Source organism: Caldithrix sp. (genome assembly GCF_056497305.1).
Genome location: NZ_JBSMDE010000047.1, coordinates 1 through 22,395 on the forward strand (window position 1 = coordinate 1; position 22,395 = coordinate 22,395).

The following is a 22,395-nucleotide window of genomic DNA, read 5'->3' on the forward strand; positions in this document are numbered from 1 at the left end:
AAGAAGTTTTTTGGTTGCGGCTCTGCTGCCTTAGTTGTTCACAACCACTTATTTTGTTCCAGCAGAACAAACTCCTGTTCAAAGTTTGGCGTAAATATGTTCTGGCCCAACATTTTCTTTATTTCAAACAGAGACCAGAATCGACCAATCTCTATCTCATCGCGGTTGATCTTAAACGGGCCGTCGTGGTGCATCTTAAAAACATGAACCAGTTCACTTTCGAAGGCATTGCGCATCACGTAACGGAATAGAGGTTGAGCTTTACTGGCATCAATGCCCAGTTCCTCTCTGGCCTCACGCATCAGGGCCTGCTCCACCGATTCCCCATGCTGAATGTGGCCCCCAACCGCCGTGTCCCAGTAGCCAGCATACAGGTCCTTGTTCGGCGATCGCTTTTGTAAAAAGAGCTGGCCTTTTCGGTTAAAAATATGGATGTGAACCACCGGGTGCAGCAACTGGGGGTTGCCATGCACCTGACTTCGGGGAGCGCTTCCTAAAATGCGGCCCCGGGCATCCACAATGTCAAAAATCTCCTCATCGGTAACTGGCACCATAGAGCCATCCTGAGGCTTTTTGATCCATCTGAAATAGATGAACTGGATGACAACAATGCCAACCAGCAAGATATAAAACAGTCCGCCGGAAACAAAGGCCCAGGCTTCTTCGGACCAATAAAAAGCGGAATAGACAATCAACACGACATGCAGTAAAATGACGTAGAACAACCAGCGGCTCACTTGCTTTAGCAAACCGACCTGCTGCTGGTTGATGGGCATGTCGCTCATAAAGCGTTTACTCATGTGCAGCAAAACCGGTTTATCAGAAAAAGCGTGTAACCCGATAATAATCAAAATAATACTTTCAATGATCGCCGGCTTAATCTTGAAAAAAATAGCATCGTGCAAAGCGATGGACAACCCGCCGGTCAGTACGATCAACACCGTGTCCAGTAAAATCATCTTTTCTATTTGCTTAAAGCGCAACCAGTAGTAAAAAAAGTAAACTACCCCGGAAATTACAGCGGTTATCAGTCCTGCCGTTGTTCCATAAATCGCTTCGACAACAATAAACACTAAAATGGGAACGAAACTGATGGCAAAGTTCTTTAATATTTCGATTTTCATATTTACAACTTTCATTTTAATTTTTAAATTAAAAATAATATAAAAAATTTTAAAATTCATTTTGAAATAAAAAAAATTTATTGTTATATTAATAGACAGTTTTGTATATTTTTAAGAATTAAAGTTTAATCACAAAAAATAGAGGGAGAACCTTGAAAATCGATATTAGAGACCTGAAGGATCGGGTACCGGACATCATTTTCAAACAAGGCTTGGACTATTTTAAAGACGGTCGTGTTAAGATAAAACAATGGGACAATATTTCCGTACTGGCCACGGTTCAGGGAACCTATCCCTACATTGTTAGATTGACCGTCAATGATCAATCCTTTGAATCGACCTGCACATGTCCTTACAACTACACTTGTAAGCATGTGGTGGCCGTTGCATTAAAAATTATTGATGAACAACGGGCAGCCGAAAGCGAACAGCAAGAACAACCCGATAACTGGCGCGAATATTTTGAAAAGCTGATTACGATTCAAAAAGTAGAAAATGAGTTCTCACAGGAAGTTCGCTGGAAGCTCATCTACATCATTCATCTGGCAGAAAATTACTGGAACATCCGCCCTATGAAAGTGTACATGAAAAAGGACGGATCTTACGGACGCATGCAGGAACCTTCCTTTGGTGAGCTTTCCGGTCAAAATGTGATTCGCACCTCTGGCGATTTAATTGCCATTTCTTACCTGGAACGAATTCAGGCCCAGCAGCCTTCGGTCTATTATCGTGGACGCCTGGAAACCAGCTACCTCGACTTTGGTCTGGATGGTGGACAACTTTTTGAACTATTGCGTAAGAGTGAGATCCATCTAAAAAATGAAGATGGAACCGTTGGCCCTCGCATTCGCTTTGGGCGCCGCCCCTGGAAACTGGTTTTTAAATTGTCGCTGGACCAGGAAGAAGGTTTGTACATCTTCCGGCCCTATTTTGTCCGCGATGAGCGGGAAATTCCAATCACCAAAGTCCTAAAAATTTTGACCGTAAATCCCATCTGGTTCTATTACGATAATAAACTCAATTTCAGCGAATTTCCCTTAAGCTATGCCTACATTAAATCATTTGTCGATGAGAATCTGGAAATCCGTGTTCAAAAAAATGAATATCAGAGTTTCATTTCCGACTACCTGGCCAAGCTGCCCATCTTCCCTTATGTGGAATTTCCGCCGGGCATCGAAGTTACAGAAGTTACAGAAGTTACAGGCAAACGCATCTACCTTGAAGAGATGGAAGATCAATTGGTCGCCTCCTTCTCAGTACTTTACAATGACATAGAAATTGCCTTCAGTTATCCCAATGACGAGTACCTGCATTACGATACGGCTTCGAAAAAAGTCATACGCGTGCGAAGAGATCGTCAGACTGAAGAGAACTACCGCCAGCAAATACTGGAAACCAATATTCTGGAAGACACACCGGGTCTTTTTTACGCTTCTTTTGAAGAAGCCTTAGATTGGTTATTTGATGGTTTGCCTCTATTACATCAGCAGGGCTTTGAAATTTTAGGTGAAGAAAAACTGGTGCACTTTAAAGTAAATCGTGCCAGCGCCAATCTCGGTCTGGCGGTTTCTTCTGAAACTGACTGGTTTGATATTGAACTGGCTTTAACCTTTGATGGTATTGAAGTCTCATTGGAAGAGCTTAAAAAGGCTTTAAGAGCCAATAAAAAATTTGTGAAATTGCGCGATGGAAGCATTGCCCGCCTGCCCCAGAAATTGATCGAAAAGTTGACCTACATGCTTAGCTTTGGCAAAACAGAAGGCGATTCACTACGCTTTGCTAACTATCATGTAACCTTTATCGACCAACTTTTAGCGGATGCGGATCACAAAAAACTGGATGTGCTCAGCCAGGAAAAACTGCAAAAATTGAATCAATTTGAGACCATTAAAGAGTATGCCTTGCCAGATGATTTCCGGGGAACGTTACGTGATTACCAGAAAGCGGGCTATGACTGGATGAATTTCTTGAGGGAATATGGCTTTGGAGGCATCCTGGCTGATGACATGGGCTTGGGAAAAACCATTCAAGCGCTGGCTATTCTTCTGAACGAGATTAAGAAAAATCCTAAAAAGCCCAACCTGATTGTGGCTCCTACCTCTCTGATCTTCAATTGGTTGCAAGAGATTGAACGCTTTACACCAGGCATCAAATACCTGGTTCACTACGGTACCCGCCGGACACGGGACATTCGCCGTTTGAAAAAGTTTCCATTAATCATTACCACTTACGGGCATGTGCGCAGAGATATTGTTTTGTTGAAAGAAATTGAATTCAATTATGCGATTTTAGATGAATCTCAGAACATTAAAAATCCCATGTCAGAAACTTCAAAAGCGGTTCGTTTGCTTAATGTGCGCAATCGTCTGGCACTAACCGGTACGCCTGTGGAGAACAATACGATGGACTTGTGGGCTCAATTTGCTTTTGTTAACCCGGGTCTGTTAGGCGACTTGAACTTTTTCAAAGAGAAATTCATGAAGCCCATCGAAAAGGAACAAAATATTCAGGTGGCCAGTGAATTAAGGCGACTGATCTTCCCCTTTATTTTAAGAAGAACCAAGGAAGATGTGGCCAAGGAATTGCCGCCGAAAGTCGAAAACATTGTTTTTTCCCCCATGTCGGACGATCAACAAAAACTTTACGACAAGTGGCGTAAGGCCTACAAAGATAGTATTCTGGCAGAAATTGAAAGCAAGGGCCTGAATAAGTCGAAGTTTAAAGTACTGGAAGGTTTGACACGCTTAAGGCAGATTGCCTGTCATCCAGAGCTGGTGGACCCCAAATATGGTAATGGCGCGGGTAAGTTTGATGCTCTGATGGATATGGTAGAAGAAATTGTTTCTGAGAAACATAAGGTACTCATTTTCAGTCAATTCGTAAAAATGTTGCATATTATCCGCAATAAACTGGATGAAGAAGGAATCAGTTATGCCTACCTTGATGGCCAGACGAAAGATCGGCAGGCTCAGGTTGAACTGTTCCAGAACGATGAGAATGTACGCATCTTTTTAATTAGTTTAAAAGCTGGTGGAACCGGTTTAAACTTAACGGCAGCCGACTACGTAATTCACTACGATCCCTGGTGGAATCCTGCGGTAGAGATGCAAGCCACAGACCGCGCCTATCGTATTGGACAAACCAAAAAGGTTTTTGCCTACAAATTAATATCCAAAGACAGCGTAGAAGAAAAAATTGTTAAACTGCAGGAGAAGAAGAGAAATCTGGTAAATTCCCTGATTGCAACTGAGGAGGGTTTCTTTAAGTCGTTAACTAAAGATGATATCATCGATCTATTTAATTAAAAAAGAGCTGCTCCTCAGTAGCAGCTCTTTTTAATTTGAATCCACTCTAAAAAGGTATTTTTAAATCTTTCAGCAAGAAAAATCTTGAAAGTAAGATTGTTTTAACTGTTGTTACAGGATTTCTCCCCCCCATGAATCGAGATTCAAAATGACAAATTGCCCTTTTTGAGCAACCCAATCTATATTAATGCAAAGAATAGATAATTCCTGCCACGATGCTCAAAACATCGACATCACCCAATTGATATCGGGCTTCGGCAAAACCGGTCATCTTCTCATTAATATTCATATTGGCTCCACCCACTCCAAAAAATACGAAATCGGTATTGGATGAGGATGAAGAGCCACCAAATCCATAGTATGAACTGGTATATTCCATTTTGATACTATTGAAGGCCAGACCACCCCCCCCACCGGCATAAGGAACGATGGAACCGGAAGCGTTAAAATTGTAATGGACATAAGGCGCTAATAGAATTTCAGAAAAAGTCACTTCAACTCCAGTACCTTCTCCATATTTTTTGGCCCAATAATCGATCAAGGCCCCCATGGTTATATTTTCGTTCATCAGAGTTCCCAGTCCAGCACGCGCTCCAAATCCAACTGTGGCATCAATCGGATCTTCTGGTTTGACATAGCCGGTCTGTACACCAACGCCATTCAGACTGAAATTCACCTGAGCAAAAGTCTGGAAAACCATTGCTAAAGTAAACAAAAAAGTCAATCAAGCGATTCTGCGCATAAACGCTCCTCCTATTAAAGTTGGTTTAACTCACTTAAAAGTGAAGCCCCAAGGTAAGTAGTATGTTTGTAAAACAACGTGATGCTACGTACTTTTAATTTATATTTGCAGCTGATACTCTTCTCCATATTTGATAATCGTGGTTTCATAATGTTTTTCTTCGAGCAGGCGTTTTAAATTGGCCTGGGCATCAGGTTCACCATGAACCAGAAAGATTCGACGCAACTTCTTAAAATTCAGTTGCTCCACATATTCTAAAATCTCAGAATAATCGGCATGAGCGCTGAATTCGTTCAGTGTAACCACCTCGGCTTTCAGTTTGTAATAATCGCCAAAAATCTTCACTTCTTTTTGTTCTTCTTTAATCCGACGTCCCAGGGTGTGTTCTGCCATAAAACCGACAATCAGAATGGTATTTTGAGGATTTTCGATATTATTGGCCAGGTGATGCAATATGCGACCTGCTTCGCACATACCGCTTGAGGAGATTATGATAGACGGTTCACTTAAACCATTCAACCTTTTGCTCTCTTCTACATTGGTAATGTAGCGCACTTCATTAAAGCCAAAAGGATTTTTATGGTGTTTTAAAAAGGCCTCACGCGTTTCCTGATCGTAGCATTCCTGATGGACGCGAAAGATGGCCGTAGCATTTACGGCCATAGGACTATCCACGTAAACCGGTATATCCGGGATACGCCCCTGGTCATTCAAGAGATGCAGAAAATAGATTAGTTCCTGGGTTCTTTCTACAGCAAAAGCGGGAATGATAATTTTCCCGCCGCGTCCCACCGTTCTGTTAACGACAGCGGCTAATTTGTCCATAGCCGATTCAATCGGATCGTGTAAACGATGTCCATAGGTGCTTTCTATTACAAGATAGTCGATGTCAGGTAAAATTTCAGGATCCCGAATGATTGGTAAATTTTTTCGTCCCAGATCACCGCTAAAACCAATGCGCATCTGTTGGCCATTGTGGTTGATTTCCAGCAGCACAGATGCCGATCCCAGAATATGCCCGGCGTCATAAAAAGTGGCCTTGATTCCATCTTCCACCCAAAATGGCCGGTGATAGGAAACCGTAATAAAATGGTCAAGCGCCTGCACTACATCTTGCTCGGTATAGAGCACCTCTTTCTCAAAAACTTCGCCCCTTTTGGCCGCTTTCTTTTTTAAAAACTCAATGTCCTTAGCCTGAATATGGGCCGAATCCATCAAAATCAAACTGGCCAGATCGCGGGAAGCTGGCGTACTGTAAATGTTGCCAGCATATCCTTTGTTGATCAGAACCGGTAGCAGACCGCTGTGATCAAAATGAGCATGGGTTAAAATAGTGGCATTGACTTCGGTGGCATCAAAAGGCCATTCCCTGTTCTTTTTCTCCGCCTCTTTGCGCCTTCCCTGAAAAGCACCACAATCAATCATCACCTGCCGTCCGTGGGCCCGGATAAAATGTTTAGAACCGGTCACTTCCTGGGCCGCACCGTGTGAAAAAAGCTCAACACGCATCTCTTTCTCCCTGATTAATGAAAACGATTTTTATTAAAATACACAATCAACCAATCCATTGCACGTTTTTATGGAACGCTTATCTTTTAACTACCCATATGATGGGAAACTAAGGCAGCAAAGCCGCAACCAAAAACAATGCCACAGAGAGCACAGAGAAGCATTTTTAAATAAAAAATTACGAATGACGAATTACGAATTAATTTGTAAAAGGATAAGTGGCGCCCAGGCGATGAAGGCCCGTTCCGGCATGTCATTCTGAGTCCCCGATTTATCGGGGGCGAAGAATCCCTTACATTGGCAGACCATTCGAAAGAGCAATGTAACTCGAGCTTCAGCTCGAGACTTTGTAAGGGCGAAATGACAATCAGTGATGCTTCGTGCCGAGCGTCATTCCAGATCCCGATCCTCGGGGACATGCCCCTCTGGCCGTAGCAGCCGGACAGGTTTATCCGGCCGAAGGACGGGCCATTCAACAATTCAACGGTTTTACTTACTCACACAGCTCAAAAATTTTCGCATTCCGCTAATGAGGGAAGTATTTTAAAAAAGTTGATAAATATTACCGTTATTGCATTACTCTTTGGCCTCGAGTTTTTACTGTCATCCTCGGGCACTTTAATTGCCATCAAGTACTTTTCGCACAACATTGGCTAGATGTGTGGCAACTACCGGTTTCATCAAAATTTCCTTAATTCCATATTTCTCTTTTAACGAGGGCGTTAATTCTTCACTATAGCCCGTGGCCAGGATGATCGGTAACTGTTGGTTCATTTTGTAAACTTTTTCAGCCAGCTCCAAACCGGTCATTTCCGGCATGGTTAAATCAGTGATCAATAATTGGTAGGTATTCATATTTTCCTCAAAATGCTTCAGGGCATCCATGGGGTTATTAAAGGTCCTAACTTTGTAGCCAAAATGTTCCAGAACTGCTTTCTGTAATTTTAAAACCGAAGGTTCATCATCGACCAGAAGGATCATTTCATTGCCTCTATGGGCCTCCGTCTCCTCGTTCGATGGCTCAGGTTCTGCCTTGTCAGCCACAGGTAGGTACACCTGGAACTGGCTGCCTTTTCCCTTTTCACTCTGAACGACAATTTCTCCATTATAATTTTTAACAATGCCATGAACCACAGAAAGACCCAGTCCAGTTCCTTTGCCTACTTCTTTTGTGGTAAAAAACGGTTCAAAAATTCGTTCCATCGTTTTCGCATCCATGCCCACGCCCGTATCGCTAACCGTAAGACAAACGTAAGGTTTTTTACTTAATTGCGGGAATTGCTTCAGCATCCAATCTTCCGGCTTTTTCATCTGTAATTCAATAGTTAGTACTCCACCTTTATTTTCCATGGCCTGATAGGCGTTTGTACACAAATTCATCAATATTTGATGTAATTTGGCAGGATCGCCCAGAACCGGCTTGCAATTTTTATCGATTTTGCGCACCAGGCTAATGGTGGCCGGAATGGAAGCACGCAAAAGATGATAAGCCTCATTCACAATATGCTGCAGGTAAACTGGTTTTTGCTCATAATCAACCTGACGGGAAAAGGTTAGAATCTGTTGTATTAAATCTCTGGCTCTTAAAGAAGCCTTGATAATTTGTTCGGCCTGTTTCTTTAAGCGGGGATTGTCCGGATTATTAAATTTGATCAATTCTGCTTGTCCCAGAATAGGTGTTAAAATATTGTTAAAATCGTGGGCAATGCCACCGGCCAGTGTGCCGATGGTTTCCAGCCGCTGATTTTGATGTAACTGTTTTTCCAGTCTCTTTTTCTCCTTTTCCAATTCTTTACGCATGGTAATATCCTGTTTTGAACACAAAAATTGCGTAATCTGCCCTTTTTCATTGGTAATCGGACTGATCGTTACATCTTCCCAGAAAAGTGTACCGTCCTTTCGTTTATTCAGGAGTTCTCCCTGCCAGACCTGACCGGATTTGATGGTTTTCCATAAATTGGTGTAAATCTCCTCAGGCATTTTTCCAGATTTCAAAATTCTGGGAGTCTGTCCGATGACCTCTTCCTTAGAAAAGCCCGAAACTTCACAAAATTTTGCATTAACATATTCAATTCTTCCTTCGGAATCCGTAATAATAATAGAATTGGGACTCTGCTCCACAGCAGCGGTCAGTTTGCGAATATTCTCTTCATTTCGCTTTTGTTCAGAGATATCTGTTGCCAGAGCAATAACCACATCCTTGCCGAAATATTTACCTTTGTACAGTCGAACTGTTTTGGGAAAGACCTCACCATTCGATCTCCTGCCCCAAAACTCAAACACCTGAGGTTCGCCCTGTAATGCCTTCTGAAATTTCTGATACACCATCTTCATGTCATTCATTCCTTCAGGCGACAAATCGACCGGGCTTTTCCCCAAAAAATAACTGCGCGGATAGCCGTACATTTTAACCGCGCCATCATTGACATCTAAAAAAGTGCCATCCGTATTTTGAACATAGATGGCTTCTTCAACGGCATTGTACAATCCACGATAGCTTTCATCACTGGCTTTAAGCGCCTCCCGGAAGCGGACTTTATCACTAATATCACGGATGATCCCCACAATAGCCTTAGGCTTTCCCTCTGAATCGTAGAGCAAACTCAAGCGCATATCCACAAAAACTCGCTGGCCATTTTTGATCAACTGCTCTACTTCTCCACGCCATGAACCATTTCTTTTAACTGTGGCCATAATTTTTAAGCGCTCTTCTGCTGGGATATCCATCTCAATAACTTGATCTACAAATTTACCAATGGCGTGCTTTTCTGAGATGCCATAAAAGCGTTCAGCACTCTTGTTCCAATAATTTATTCTGTATTTCAGATCGGTAGCAATAATCGGATCATGGGCCGCTGACAGTAGCTGGGATTGATAGCGAATTTGCTCTTCCCTGGCTTTACGGTCTGTAACATCTTCTACCGTTCCCTCAATATATACATTGCCCTGTTCATCTCTAACTACACGAGCTTTTTCGCGAATGTATAACGGAGTTTTATCTTGTTTTAACCAGATATCTTCATGGACAATAAACCCATCGCTGTTAAGGACCTTTTTAAGAAACTTTTCTCTACCATCGGATCGTAAATATCCTTCTTTGTTAAGATCTCTGGTCTGTAAATCTTTTAGATTTTTATATCCCAACATATTCAAGAGGGCCGGATTTGCTGCCAGTACTTTCCCTTCCAGGCTGGTCAGATATATGCCGAACGGCGAATTTTCAAAAATATTTCTGAATCGTTCTTCACTCCTTTTCAGACGCTCTTCTGCCTCCATGCGCTCAATTTCCAGGCCGATTCGATGGGCAAAAAATTGAATCACTTCCAGCAATAATGAAACATGAGGGAGAGCATTCCGGCTAAAGGCGATAAATAGACCAATCTTTTCCCCTTCAGCCGAATAAACCGGAGTTCCCAGGTAGCCGTTGCCATTGAATTCTTTTAACAATGTATCCTGATCAAAAATACGACAGATGTTCTTTTTGACGCCATAGGCCCCATGTGTTAAAATGTACTCACTGGGCGTATTTTTTAAATCATAGGTAAAATTAGGTCGGATTTGCCCATTTTCATAAACCAATAAAGTGTGTATTTTATCGTTTGTTTCAGGATCCAACCGTCCGATTACGGCAAACTCTGTGCCCAACACACTGGCCAGGTTTTGCACCAGAGAGAGGAGAATTTCAGCAGAATTTTTACCTTTCAATTTTTTATTTATGATATCGACGCTATTCATGAGCAGCATGGATTGCTTTTCCATGCGGTTCATGTGGATGGCATAGCCAATATCTGCCGACATCTCATTTAATAACTCTTTTTCTTCATTGTTTAATGAAACATGTCCAGCCAGGCCTAAAATTAATCCGCCATAAATGCTATCTTTGAACGATAATAACGATAACACAATTTTTTGGCTACCTTCCAGTGGACTTTCTAATTCTTTAATTTTGAAATGCTCTCCAGAAGTAATGAGATCATGCATCAAGGTTTTTACCTGATCTTTAATAAAGAAGGGTAAAGGTTGATTCTGGTCGGTGTAAATTAATTCAACATTTAAATGATCATCCAGTTGAGCAATCCAGGCAAAATTAAAGTCGCTGTTGTCAGCGATTAAACGACAACTTTGGGTTAGTAATTCTTCTTCATCCCGCTCTCTGACAATCAATTGATTAATGTTTCGAATGACAGACAGAATGCGATTCAAGTGCGCCACTCTTTGTTGGGCCAGTTGTTTTTCCGTAATATCTGTAAGATAGCCTTCGATTAAGGTGTTGCCTGCTTCATCAATAATTTTACGCCCCTGGTCCCACACCCATTTAATCTGACCATCTCTGGTTTTTATTCGATAGGTCAATTGAAAAAAACGATTGCGACGCATCGCTTCCCGGATCAATTTTCTATCTTTGCTGCGATCTTCCGCTACAATTAAATCCCCAAATTTTATTTTTTTGTTAGCTACAATTTCATCGACACTATATCCTGTCAGTTCTTTGATCCCCTCGCTAAGAAAGGTCATGCTCCAATTTTCATCAATTTTGCAGCGATAGACCACACCGGGTATATGATCCATTAAATTCTTTAATTGTTGTTGAAGGGAGAACTGCGTACTCACATCACGAAAAACAAAAACGAACCCCTTTACATCCTTACTGGTGGATTCAAGTACTGGAACGATTGAAAGTTTTAGGATATGTATTTTCTTTTTTAAATTTTTTATCTCAATGGGCCGTTGCAAGACAACCGGTTGCCTCTTTTCCAGTACAGCACGGGCCAAATTGGAAATATCACCTACAAAAGTGGCTTGAAGGTTCACATTTAATAACTGTTTTAACGACTTTCCAACCAGTTTGCTGCTCTGTTGTCCCAGGATATGTTCTGCATTTTGATTGAGCAAAATAATTTTAAGCTCAACATCGGTTTCAATAATGGCGTCATCAATAACCTGTAATGTGATTTCCAATTGTTTCTTCTGAATTTCCAATTCCTTTTGCAGACGTTTGATATCCAAAATATCCCGGACAATGGTTACAACATGTTTATATTGCTTGCTTTCCTCAAGAGGAAGACTACTAACCTCAACCGGAACAACCGAACCATCAGCAGCGATCATTCTTGATTGATGGAAAAACTTTTCTTCAGACTCTTTCTTTTTGCTCTTGATGCCTTTCTTCATCTTTTGCCACTCATTGAATGGCAAAACGTTGCTCACCGGTCGCCCTATGATCTCTTCCGCCCTATAACCATAAAATTTTAGACCTTCGTCGTTCACATACTTAATTGTTCCGGAGAGATCATGAATAATTATTAAAGCCTTTATCGCCTGGTTAATCTTTTGAAAGACATCTTTACCCAAACATGATGGGTAGGCATGGACTAAATACTCCAGACACGCTTTTTCAAAAATGGTTTTTAACTTTAGGAAAAACGGTTCTAAGTGCGATTGCCATTTCTGTTGATACTGAATCCCAATAATCCCCTGACTGTTTGGAAGTTCTAAAGAGATTAAGGTTACCATATCCTTATCAGACAAAGTATGAGATTGGATGCTTTTTCTTTTCTTTTTTACAAAATTTTGTTCAAGTTGCAGAGGGACTTCACCCAATTTCAGATCATCTTTCCAGAGCTTACAGTTTAATTGCAGAAAAGCATTCGATATTTCTTTACAGGAGTTCAATTGCTGTATGGCGGTTTTTAGACTTTTTTCGTCTTTGTATTTCATCAACATTAAGGAGAGGAACTGCTTTTCAGAAACGCTTCGCGGGGGTACCATAACCGATCCTTTGTCTATAATTTAGTATAAGAAATAAATTTTCGGACATTTACGCTGTTTTTTTAGTTTATTAATGATTATACTTCGGAAAATCCCTCTATTGTCTCTGGCTGAATACTATCATTCAACTTATTTCCGAACAATTGGTAAAGAATTTCAGGGTTTTAATTTAAAAACCAAAACTTTATTCTCAATGTAGGGCATAGAAAATTGTCAAATAGCAGACAAATTTGCATAAGAATAAAAAGGTTTTTAAATTATAGGCTTTAAATATTGAAAGAAAGGGAGAAAATTCAATGGCCTATGTTTGTGAGATTTGTGGAAAGCGTCCAATGGTTGGGAATAATGTGAGTCATGCTCATAATAAAACAAAACGTCGTTTTATGCCCAATCTTCAACGGATTCGCGTACAAACACCTAATGGAGTAAAACGGATGCGGGTTTGTACCAGTTGTATTCAGGCGGGTAAAGTACAAAAACCCAGTTTAGCATAAGTCGGCTTTTTAAGTCGACTTTTTTTATATTATCTTCATAGCCCCCAGTAAGAACAACATCGTCGAAACAATAAAATAAAAGATACTCAGGGGCTCCACAATAGGGGGAACTCCGGAATGCTTGTTCACAAACTTTAGCTGTGACAGGCCAAACCAGGTACCCAGAATGCCAAGGACGCAGTTAAAATAGTGCATCAAGGGCAAAAACAATAGATTGAACACAAAGACAATGGGTGACAAAATAAAGAAAAAGATACTCATCCAGCGTTTCCATCGGTGCCTTCTACGACCGATGGTCCTTTTGTAACGGATATGCGTTAACCAGATAAAATTAAACAAATTCAAAATAATAACCAGGCTAATGATAAATTCCCAGCGTCCTATCATCTTTTCTCCTGCCTATTTAGGCCAACTTCTTTATTTAAAAATTTGCGAACCGATCAATACAACAGACGACATCCCAGGTGCTCGATTTCCGAACATTTTTGCTTGCCATCGAATGGTTCATGCTTTAATATCTGAAATGTTTTATTTTTTCTCCCTTTTCTCCGATTTCGGTCATGGCCTCAATGCCGATATTCAAATGCAACTCCGTAAATTGTTGTGTAACATAGGCGTCGGATTCTTCCGTTTTAACACCTTCGGGGGTTAACGGCAAATCGCTAACCAACAACAAGGCGCCACGGGCAATTTCATTAGCGTGTCCTACTATAAAAATCGTGGCAGTCTCCATGTCTATGGCAATTGCAGAAATACTCTGCAAATACTGTTTAAATTTCTCATCCCATTCCCAAACACGGCGGTTGGTTGTGTAAATCACTCCGGTTCTGTATTCCTGACCATATTTTACGATTTTTTCTGATACAAACTTATGGAGTTTAAAGGAAGGCAGGGCCGGGACTTCCGGAGGGAAGTAATCATTACTCGTGCCCTCTCCTCTTATGGCAGCAATGGGTAAAATGAGGTGGCCAATTTCCGTAGAACGCTTTAAGCCCCCGCATTTCCCTAAAAATAAAACGCCCTCCGGATTTCGGGCGCTTAACAAATCCATTATGGTTGCTGCATTGGGTGAGCCCATTCCAAAATTAATGATGGTCAATCCATCGCTATTGGTTGCAGTTTGCATGGGACGGCCCTGTCCCTTGATTTCGCAATTGAAACGCCGGGCAAACAGATTGATGTAATGGGCAAAATTGGTTACCAGGATGTAATCACCAAATTCATCGATCTGAGTACCGGTATATCGGGGTAGCCATAATTTTGCCAGGTCCAGCTTACTGAGGCTTTGTGAGTTTTTATTTTGCGTTAAAGGATCCATCGTACATTCTCTGTTTTATTTTTGCTGAATAAAATGTACAAATGAAATCGATTTGTACCAAAATAAAATAGATCCAATTTCAAAAGACAACAGAGCAGCAACCTTTAAAAACCGCAAAGAGCGCACAATAGTAATTAGAATACTTCCTTCAGAAGATAAAATGCAATAGCGTGCGAAAATTTTTGTGCCGTGTGGTGGAGTGAAACTGTTGAATTGTTGATTTGTTGAATGGTTTGATGTCACTTCCCAGAGAATCGCAATTTCCGCTGCGTTCTAACCGGCTAAAGCGGCCAGACAATTAAGAAAATTTCACACACAAGCCTTCGATTTTTATTCTGGGAGAGGGGGATCGAGGGGGTGAGGGCTAATTCGTGAAATGACTTCTGCTGTTAGAGGAGTAAAGTTAAGAGTATATGAGTATAAAAGTTAAAGGGGGCTTGGGCACCGGCCTGTCATTTTTTAAAGAAGTTTTTTTGATTGAGGCTCTGTTGCCTTAGATCTTTTGAAGAAAGCATTCGAATCAATCATGGCTTTTTTAATCAGAAAATTTTCATGAGAATTTGGGCAATTGACATCGACATACTCAGGGAGCGATGTGCTGAAAGAATTTGTTTTTCTTGTCGAAAATGAATATTATTGATTTAATCGTAAACGAGTAAGGATTTAATATGAAAGTCCTGTTCTTTTTATTTTTGCTTTTATTCGTTTCCTATGCATCCGCAGATTTCAAAATAGCCTGGTTATCGGACACGCATGTTTCCAATTATACCACAGGTCCGGAAAATTTAAAAGCAGTGGTACGCGATATAAACCAACAAAGCGATATTGCCTTTGCCGTGGTTAGCGGAGACATTACAGACACCAATACTGGCAACAATCTTTTGTGGGCTAAATCTATTTTAGATAGCCTGACGGTGCCCTACTACATTATTCCTGGTAATCACGACACCAAATGGTCCGATTCCGGCTTAGAAAATTTTCGCAAACTATTCAAGGATGATAAATTTATCTTTGATTTTAAAGGCTTTACATTTATCGGGCTGCACCAGGGCCCGGTTTTGCGCATGGCGGACGGGCATTTTGCACCTGATGATTTAGTGTGGTTGCAAAAACGCTTAAAACAGTTAAACAATCCGCAGCAGCCTATCGTATTTGTAACCCATTATCCCATATTCCCTCCCCATCATGTGGATAACTATCTGAAATTTTTGAAAGTTATCCGAAATTACAATGTAAAAATGATTTTATCCGGTCATGTACATCGTAATACGCGCGCCAATGCTTATGGTTTTCCTCAGGTCACTGCCCGTTCCATTTTGGCAAAAAATGGATCACCGGCCTACAATATCATTCTGTGTAACAATCAAAATTTTACTTTTCTGGAAAAAATTGTAGGGAACACGCAACTAACACCATGGACAAAGGTCGATTTGAAGCAAAGCTACCAAATAACCGACTCTCTACTCGTTAAACCCGATTTCTCGGTCAATCGCAAATTCCCGCAAATCCATGAATTGTGGAGCATTGCCTTTCCCTCATTAATCACAGCAGCGCCCAATTCAGATGGGCGTTTTGTTTACATAGGCGATCATGCAGGCCGTGTACATTGCATCGACCGGCAAAATGGGAAAATCCAGTGGACACGTTCTTTGCCGGGCGCACTGTTTTCCCAAATCACCCTCTCCGGGAATAAATTGCTCATGACCTGTGTAGACAGCAACGTGTATTGCCTGAATTCGACAAACGGTTCAAAGCGATGGCAATTCAAAACCCGCGCTCCACTCTTTTCTGTTCCGCTGGTACAAAGGGATACAGTCTTTGTGGCGGCCAATGATGGAAATGCTTACGCCCTAAATCTCAATTCCGGTGAGTTGATCTGGAAAGGCGAAGGAATCTGGGGATATACTGAATGCAAGCCCTTGCTGACAGCGGGTAAACTGGTCTTTGGAGCCTGGGATGGGACCTTTTATGCTTTTGACGAGAGGAATGGCCAACTAATCTGGACGTGGCCCAAAAAGAATAAGAACATTCTCTTCTCCCCGGCCGCTTGCTGGCCGGTGGCCTTACAGGGACAACTTTTCGTCCCGACACCCGATCGTTATTTAAATAATATTGATCTTAAAACCGGGCAAACCAACTGGGCAATCCATCGTTTTAAGGTCAGGGAATCCATTGGCAGCGACGGCCGGATGGTCTTTGTAAAAACGATGCAGGACACGCTTTTAGCCCTTCTCCCCGATCGGAGTGCATTGCGTTTGCAGTGGGTTAACAATCTGGCATTTGGTTATGACTTTGCCAATTCCATGATTCAATTAAAAGATGGATGCGGATTCTTTGGGACAAAAAATGGACTGGTTGTCTGCTTCGATGCTAGGAATGGTCAGCTCTTGTGGCAGCATAAAATTGGAAATAGTTTTATCCCCACTGTGTTGCCCATTTCTAAAAACAGGGTTATCGTCAGTAGCATGGACGGCCTGGTGGTGGAAATTACCTCGGGAAAACAATAAACCTTTAAACCTCTCAATCATTCTGGATTAGAATACTTCCTTCAAAACTTCAATCCCGCTTAGTAGGATGCGAAAATTTTTTGCTGTGTGAAGAAACAAAACTGTTGAATTGTTGAATGGTCTGGCCAGAGGGGCATGTCCCCGAGGATCGGGATCTGGAATGACGCTCGGCACAAAGCATCACTGATTGTCATTTCGCCCTTACAAAGTCTCGAGCTGAAGCTCGAGTTACGTTGCGCTTGCGAATGGTTTGCTAGTGTAAGGGATTCTCAGAATGACATGCCGGCACGGGCCTTCATCGCCTGGGCGCCACTTATCCTTTTACAAATTAATTCGTAATTCGTCATTCGTAATTTTTAATTTAAAAATGCTTCTCTGTGCTCTCTGTGGTTGCTTAAATCTCTGTGGCATTGTTTTTGGTTACAGCTGTGCGGTCTTAGAGGTGGTAAGCAATGATTGCTGGCTTTAATACTTAAGCGGTTTGGGTTTAATGGGCCCTTCCATTTTAGCGTGTACAAACTGATCAACCACTGCATTTTCCGTATTGTACAAATCATCCAATGTCCCATTGAAGATAATTTTGCCCATGTGCAGCATTACAACACGATCGGCAACACGGCTCACGCTTTGCATATCATGGGTTACGACAATGGAAGTAACGCCCAGCTTATCATTCAGATCGTTGATCAGATGGTCGATATTGGCGGCCATAATGGGGTCCAGTCCGGTGGTTGGCTCGTCATAGAGCACGTATTTGGGGTCCATGATTATGGCCCGTGCCAGGCCCACGCGTTTTTTCATCCCGCCCGAAAGCTCAGAAGGATACAATTTTTCGGTGCCTGGCAGGCCTACCATCTCCAATTTTTCAGCCACTTTTAAACGAATCTCCTTTTCAGTAAGATTGGTATGTTCGAACAGGGGTAAACCGACATTTTCGGACACGGTCATTGAATCGAATAAAGCAGCGCCCTGAAACAAAAAGCCAAATTGTTTACGCAAATAAAACAGATCTTTTTGACTTATCTTTTTGATGGGCACATCATCGATTAAAATGTAACCGTCATCAGGTTGCATCAGATTTAAAATATGTTTGAGTAAAACGCTTTTGCCGCATCCACTGCGGCCGATTACCACTAATTTTTCGCCATCATGAATTTCAAGATTGACCCCCCGTAATACAATCTTTTCATCAAATGATTTTTTAAGACCAACAATTTTAATCATTCTGGCTAATCCCCGGATTTTCCTTAAAACAATAAAACAGAAAGCAAATAGTCATTTAACAGAATCAGGGCCGCAGACAGGACAAAGGCCCGAATGGTAGCCTTGCCCACGCCCTCTGCGCCGCCTTCGGTATTAAATCCTACATGGCAACCAATAATGGCCGTTACGCCTCCAAATACAAAGGCCTTGATTAATCCGGACATCACGTTCATAATGGTAAAAAATTCTTTGACGCTGCCAAAAAAGATTTCCGGTGGTAAATCCAGGTTTAAATAGGCTACCACATAAGCGCCCATCAGGCCTACAAAATCGGAAAAGACCGTTAAAATGGGAACCATAACAAAGCCGGACAGGATGCGGGGCAAAGCCAGATAACGCAAAGGGTCGATGGCCAGAGCTTCCAGGGCGTCGATTTGCTCTGTTACCTTCATGGTACCCAGTTCAGCGGCAATAGAAGCCGAAACTCTGCCGGCGGCCACCAGAGCTGTAAGTACCGGTCCCAATTCAATAAAAATGGCAATGCTGGTGGCCGCCCCCAGATAATTAAAGGAAATGTAACCTTCTAACTGATAAGCCGTTTGAACGGAAGCCACGGCTCCGGCAAACACGCCCACAAAAATAACCAGAGGCAAAGAGCGGACGCCAATTTGCATCATTTGTTCCAGAATTAAAAATCGCGTACGCCATATTTCTGAAAAATACTTTAGCGTTTTCCAGATCATGATAAAAATGGCGCCGGCCTCATTAAAAAAGTAGAGGGTTCTTCTCCCAATTTCTTCCAATAGTCGGATCATAATTTAAAAATCTACCCCAATAGAAAAATAGTGCATCGGTTTCGTCGAAGTTTTTAGATCGTAACGCCAGGCAATATCGTACTTTAAAATAAATCCCAAAAAATAGAGGAAAACACGAGTGCCTACGCCATAGCCCATGACGATGTCTTTTAATCGTCCGTCTTTTATTCCTCGAAAACCCTGTTGATGGTCTGAATTCCAGGCTGTTCCAACATCGGTGAATAACACGCCTTTTATGTTGTAAAATCGCATGGGGGGAAAGCCCAATTCCATGGATGAAATAAAAGGAAAACGGAATTCGCCATTGAACAACACGACATTGTTGCCCGTTTTTTCGTAGAAACGCGCGCCGCGTAAGGGCGTAATGAATTCAGAAAAGTAAACGTCATAAACAGAAGTCAGACGAATATCACCATTAAATTTACGGTTCAACCAGTTTTCGGTGCCTCCTAAAAAGAACTGCTGTGGATTTTTACCGCGGCTTAATCCGGCGTTGAGCCGAAGCCCAATGTTGTAATTATCGGTCAACTTAAAATATTTACGCAAATCGACCATGGCCGTTGTAAATTCAGGGCTGTTTTTTGTGTAGTGCGGGCTGGCAATCAAACTAACCGCCCCTCTGAAGCCTTCCCGCGGAGCGGTGTCTGTGTAAAACCATTCGGAATTGTCAAACACGTAACGAATGCCGGGTAAAATACTGTTAACGGTTTGCGTGTAAGAATCAATGTAAAAATACTCCAGCGAAGCATTCCACCAATTGACAAACATATCCACTCTGGAAAATTTACTGAAAGGATAAGAGGCCAGGAACCAGGCCCCGTAATTGCGGTAACGGATCAGACCATAATAAGCAGAAAAATAGGTGTTGGCGTAATTGAACAGCGTAATTCCAAAATCCGTACGCTTTGGCAAATACAGATACTGCAGATTGATGTAGCTATTACGCAAATCGAATACCAGATTGGTGCCCAAAAACACCTTATGATCGCCCAACACATCACTAAAGGCAATGGCCGTGTATCCCTGAAATCCCCACAATGTATTGTAATACGCCTCGCCATTGACCAGATCCGGTGAAAACTTCACACGATAGTTGTGTATCTTGTAATGGCCGTCTTCAAATTTGTACTCTTTTTCATTCAGTTTTACCTTGACTTTTTTAACACGCGTCCTGCGATCCAGATCGGCAAACACATACCGGCTGAAATCCATGGTTTTGGGTACGGTCACCTGTTTTTGCACCGAATCTAAATTGGTTGTTTTCCTTCCTCTGGCTATCAGAGGCTTTTTCTTTTGTGCCAACTTCTTAAAAAAGACCGTTTTGGTCAAATGCACGGGTTTTAATTCCAGTGGATTTTTAATCAGGTAGATATCCCAGCCGCCTTCTTCGAAGGAGGCAAAGACCAGTTGTTTGCCATCCTGATCCATGGAAAGCTGAAAGGCTCCGGTTAACAGATTGGTTACCGCCCAGCTACTGTCGGTTTCCAGATCGTGGCGGTAAATATTAAAAATACCATTTCGATCGCTAACATAAAACAATGTCTTGCCATCCGGTGCAAAAATAGGATCACTTTCCCGATAAGGTGTACTGGTAACGCGCCGCATGGGGCCGCCATCTTTACTGATGATGTAGATATCCAGATTTCTGTAATTGTGCCGGGTAATATCAAAATTTTCAGGAATCGAGTCGGGATTCACGTACTGGCCCCGATCTGAAACAAAGACAATCTGTCGTCCATCTGCAGACCATTCCGGATAACCATCCGAAAAAATATCATTGGTTACATTGGAAAAGGCCTCTTTTTTTAAGTTAAAGATGTAAATATCGCTCTGGCCATTTAAATTCCCGACAAAAGCAATTTCATCGCTTTTCGGAGACCAGGCTGCAGAATAGATGCCATCAAAATTCAGTTTGTACTGTTTAATTTTGTCTTTTTCTAAATCGTAAACGTAAAGGGCGTCTCTGTCGCCCGCTTTAGCCGCAAAAACGATCTTTTTACCATCTGGCGACCAGCCCATCCCTGGCGTGAGCCATTTCAATTCTTCAAAATTGGTCGATGTTTCGCCTTTGATTAACCGTTTGACAATTTTGTTCTCCAGGACATCCATCAGATAAATGGACTGTTTACCGTCCATGTCGGACAGAAAGACCATTTTGTCGCCGCGCGGGGAAAGCGTGGGGCTACTATTTAAAAAATGTTTTTTCTTTTTATGATCCGTCAGCTGCCTGGCGATTTCGCTGGCCTCTTTTCGGTTGGCAATGTCCGGCCAGTATTCCTTGCGCATGGCTTTTTGCCATTCTTCCGAAAGTTCTTTGAGATCAATTCCCAGCGCCGATTTAAAGGCGCCTTCGAAGCGAAAACTACTTTTGATCTTATGCAGTATTTCGCTAATCTTCTGATGGCCGTACTTTTCGGCAATGTAACGGAACAGGCTCTGACCTCCCTGGTAAGCCAGGTAATAATTCAAATATTCAATAGGGGGCAGATAACCCGATATGGTGGCATCGCGAATAATCATATCGGCTCGCGTATCCCATTCAATGGAAAAGTACTCAGCCAGACCTTCGGCAAACCAGGTAGGGACGGGCACAACCTGGCCCGAGATAATGGATTGCAACGATCCCCCGTAAAGCATATCATTCATTACGGCGTGTACCAATTCATGATGAACCACATGCTTTAGCTGGTCATACGAACCTTCAAAAGGCAAAACCACGCGATTTTTAAACAGCTCGGTAACACCGCCCACACCTTCTGGCAGGAATTGATCAATGACATTGGTTTGTTGGAAATCATTGTGCGAGTTATAGACAATGATCATGACGCGTTTAGAGAGTTCATAATCGAAATCCTGGCGGAGGTCCACATAAGAACTCTCGGCCATGTTGGCCACGTAAGTAGCCAGCCTATAGCCCCCTTTGTAAAAATAGACATCAAAATGCTCGGATTGGATGTAGTACCATTTAAAATTTTTGTATTGTACCTTATTCTGGCCAAACTGGGCAAAGGCCAGTGTTGTAATCAAAAGTTGAAAAAAGATTAAGGCTCGCAATCGATACATTATTATGCCTCCCATAAATTAAATTTTAAAGTAAAGATAATAATATCAACTTTCAAGCCAAATGTTGGTTGCACCTCATTTTCTTTAGCCGTAAATTCTTCTTACTGTTTACTAATGAAATTAAATTGAGTTCAATGGTCATGAAGAAAATAATCGTGTTATTTCTCGCTCTGCTGTTTAGCATGTCAGGCTGCGAAGAGAAAAAAAACAGCTTGCTGGACAAAGATTCATTTGCCATACTTTCGGCTAAAACTTTCCTCATCCGCTATTCAGGTTTAGAATCAGAACAAAAATCACAGCTTATAAAACAACTCTTCCTCAACGCCGGAGTTTCTGCGCAGGACTATTTAAAAACAAAAGCCTATTACGCACAAGATCCCTATTTTTGGGAGGTGGTTTACAAAAAAATCAACGCCTATTTGTCCACCATCCACCCGGATTCAGCAGCCCATCTTTTTCTCATTGGTAAAGAAATGCCAGATAAAAACCGTTCTCAACACAAAAAAAGACCCGACACAGAATAATCTATTCGTTATCGGGTCCGAT

The 22,395-nt window shown here is 41.9% G+C and carries 14 protein-coding genes; 5 read left to right on the plus strand and 9 right to left on the minus strand.

All coding sequences use genetic code 11. The annotated features are described in order from the left end of the window. Window positions 1-38 precede the first annotated feature (38 nt). Window positions 39-1,124 carry an NUDIX domain-containing protein gene (locus ACWB0I_RS03845; protein ID WP_479386717.1) on the minus strand — a complete coding sequence of 362 codons (1,086 nt, stop codon included), beginning with the start codon at window positions 1,122-1,124 and terminating at the stop codon, window positions 39-41. 152 nt (window positions 1,125-1,276) lie between these two features. Here ACWB0I_RS03845 and ACWB0I_RS03850 point away from each other — a divergent pair, with 152 nt between their 5' ends. Beyond that, on the plus strand, window positions 1,277-4,429 hold the full coding sequence (locus ACWB0I_RS03850) for a DEAD/DEAH box helicase (RefSeq protein ID WP_479386718.1): 3,153 nt from the start codon (window positions 1,277-1,279) through the stop codon (window positions 4,427-4,429). A 184-nt stretch (window positions 4,430-4,613) separates the two neighbouring features. On the opposite strand, the gene ACWB0I_RS03855 is transcribed toward ACWB0I_RS03850, so the two are convergent. Together ACWB0I_RS03855 and ACWB0I_RS03860 are read right to left on the minus strand one after the other, a co-directional pair. Continuing rightward, window positions 4,614-5,144, minus strand: coding sequence for an outer membrane beta-barrel protein (locus tag ACWB0I_RS03855; RefSeq protein ID WP_479386719.1), 531 nt, complete (start codon window positions 5,142-5,144; stop codon window positions 4,614-4,616). A gap of 126 nt (window positions 5,145-5,270) precedes the next feature. Next, the gene (locus ACWB0I_RS03860) at window positions 5,271-6,680 is read right to left on the minus strand and encodes an MBL fold metallo-hydrolase RNA specificity domain-containing protein (protein ID WP_479386720.1); all 1,410 of its coding nucleotides are present in this window, start codon (window positions 6,678-6,680) and stop codon (window positions 5,271-5,273) included. A gap of 380 nt (window positions 6,681-7,060) precedes the next feature. Between ACWB0I_RS03860 and ACWB0I_RS03865 the strand changes: the two genes are divergently transcribed. Then, on the plus strand, window positions 7,061-7,210 hold the full coding sequence (locus tag ACWB0I_RS03865) for a hypothetical protein (protein WP_479386721.1): 150 nt from the start codon (window positions 7,061-7,063) through the stop codon (window positions 7,208-7,210). Between the two features lie 88 nt (window positions 7,211-7,298). Here ACWB0I_RS03865 and ACWB0I_RS03870 read toward each other — a convergent pair whose 3' ends face one another. Continuing rightward, window positions 7,299-12,449 (minus strand): PAS domain S-box protein, encoded by a 5,151-nt coding sequence (locus ACWB0I_RS03870; RefSeq protein ID WP_479386722.1) that lies wholly within the window; start codon window positions 12,447-12,449, stop codon window positions 7,299-7,301. A gap of 296 nt (window positions 12,450-12,745) precedes the next feature. On the opposite strand from ACWB0I_RS03870, the gene rpmB reads away from it, so the two are divergent. Then, entirely contained in the window at window positions 12,746-12,943 is a 198-nt protein-coding gene (gene rpmB / locus ACWB0I_RS03875; protein WP_479386723.1) for a 50S ribosomal protein L28, read from the plus strand. Window positions 12,944-12,967: 24 nt separating this feature from the next. On the opposite strand, the gene ACWB0I_RS03880 is transcribed toward rpmB, so the two are convergent. Further along, window positions 12,968-13,330 carry a hypothetical protein gene (locus tag ACWB0I_RS03880; RefSeq protein WP_479386724.1) on the minus strand — a complete coding sequence of 121 codons (363 nt, stop codon included), beginning with the start codon at window positions 13,328-13,330 and terminating at the stop codon, window positions 12,968-12,970. Between the two features lie 124 nt (window positions 13,331-13,454). After that, window positions 13,455-14,261 carry an AMP nucleosidase gene (locus ACWB0I_RS03885; protein WP_479386725.1) on the minus strand — a complete coding sequence of 269 codons (807 nt, stop codon included), beginning with the start codon at window positions 14,259-14,261 and terminating at the stop codon, window positions 13,455-13,457. 668 nt (window positions 14,262-14,929) lie between these two features. Between ACWB0I_RS03885 and ACWB0I_RS03890 the strand changes: the two genes are divergently transcribed. Continuing rightward, window positions 14,930-16,768 carry an outer membrane protein assembly factor BamB family protein gene (locus ACWB0I_RS03890; protein WP_479386726.1) on the plus strand — a complete coding sequence of 613 codons (1,839 nt, stop codon included), beginning with the start codon at window positions 14,930-14,932 and terminating at the stop codon, window positions 16,766-16,768. A 465-nt stretch (window positions 16,769-17,233) separates the two neighbouring features. Here the strand turns inward: ACWB0I_RS03890 and ACWB0I_RS03895 are convergent, their stop codons facing one another. From ACWB0I_RS03895 to ACWB0I_RS03905, 3 genes are read right to left on the minus strand one after another with little or no spacing between them, the layout of a single operon-like run. Further along, complete coding sequence (locus ACWB0I_RS03895) at window positions 17,234-17,992, minus strand: ABC transporter ATP-binding protein (protein ID WP_479386727.1); 759 nt, start codon at window positions 17,990-17,992, stop codon at window positions 17,234-17,236. A 23-nt stretch (window positions 17,993-18,015) separates the two neighbouring features. After that, a complete protein-coding gene (locus ACWB0I_RS03900; RefSeq protein WP_479386728.1) occupies window positions 18,016-18,786 on the minus strand; it encodes an MlaE family ABC transporter permease in 771 nt (256 codons plus the stop codon). Window positions 18,787-18,789: 3 nt separating this feature from the next. Then, window positions 18,790-21,849: a peptidase MA family metallohydrolase gene (locus ACWB0I_RS03905; protein ID WP_479386729.1), complete on the minus strand. Its 3,060-nt coding sequence runs from the start codon at window positions 21,847-21,849 to the stop codon at window positions 18,790-18,792. A 140-nt stretch (window positions 21,850-21,989) separates the two neighbouring features. Between ACWB0I_RS03905 and ACWB0I_RS03910 the strand changes: the two genes are divergently transcribed. Continuing rightward, on the plus strand, window positions 21,990-22,373 hold the full coding sequence (locus ACWB0I_RS03910; protein WP_479386730.1) for a hypothetical protein: 384 nt from the start codon (window positions 21,990-21,992) through the stop codon (window positions 22,371-22,373). Window positions 22,374-22,395 lie beyond the last annotated feature (22 nt).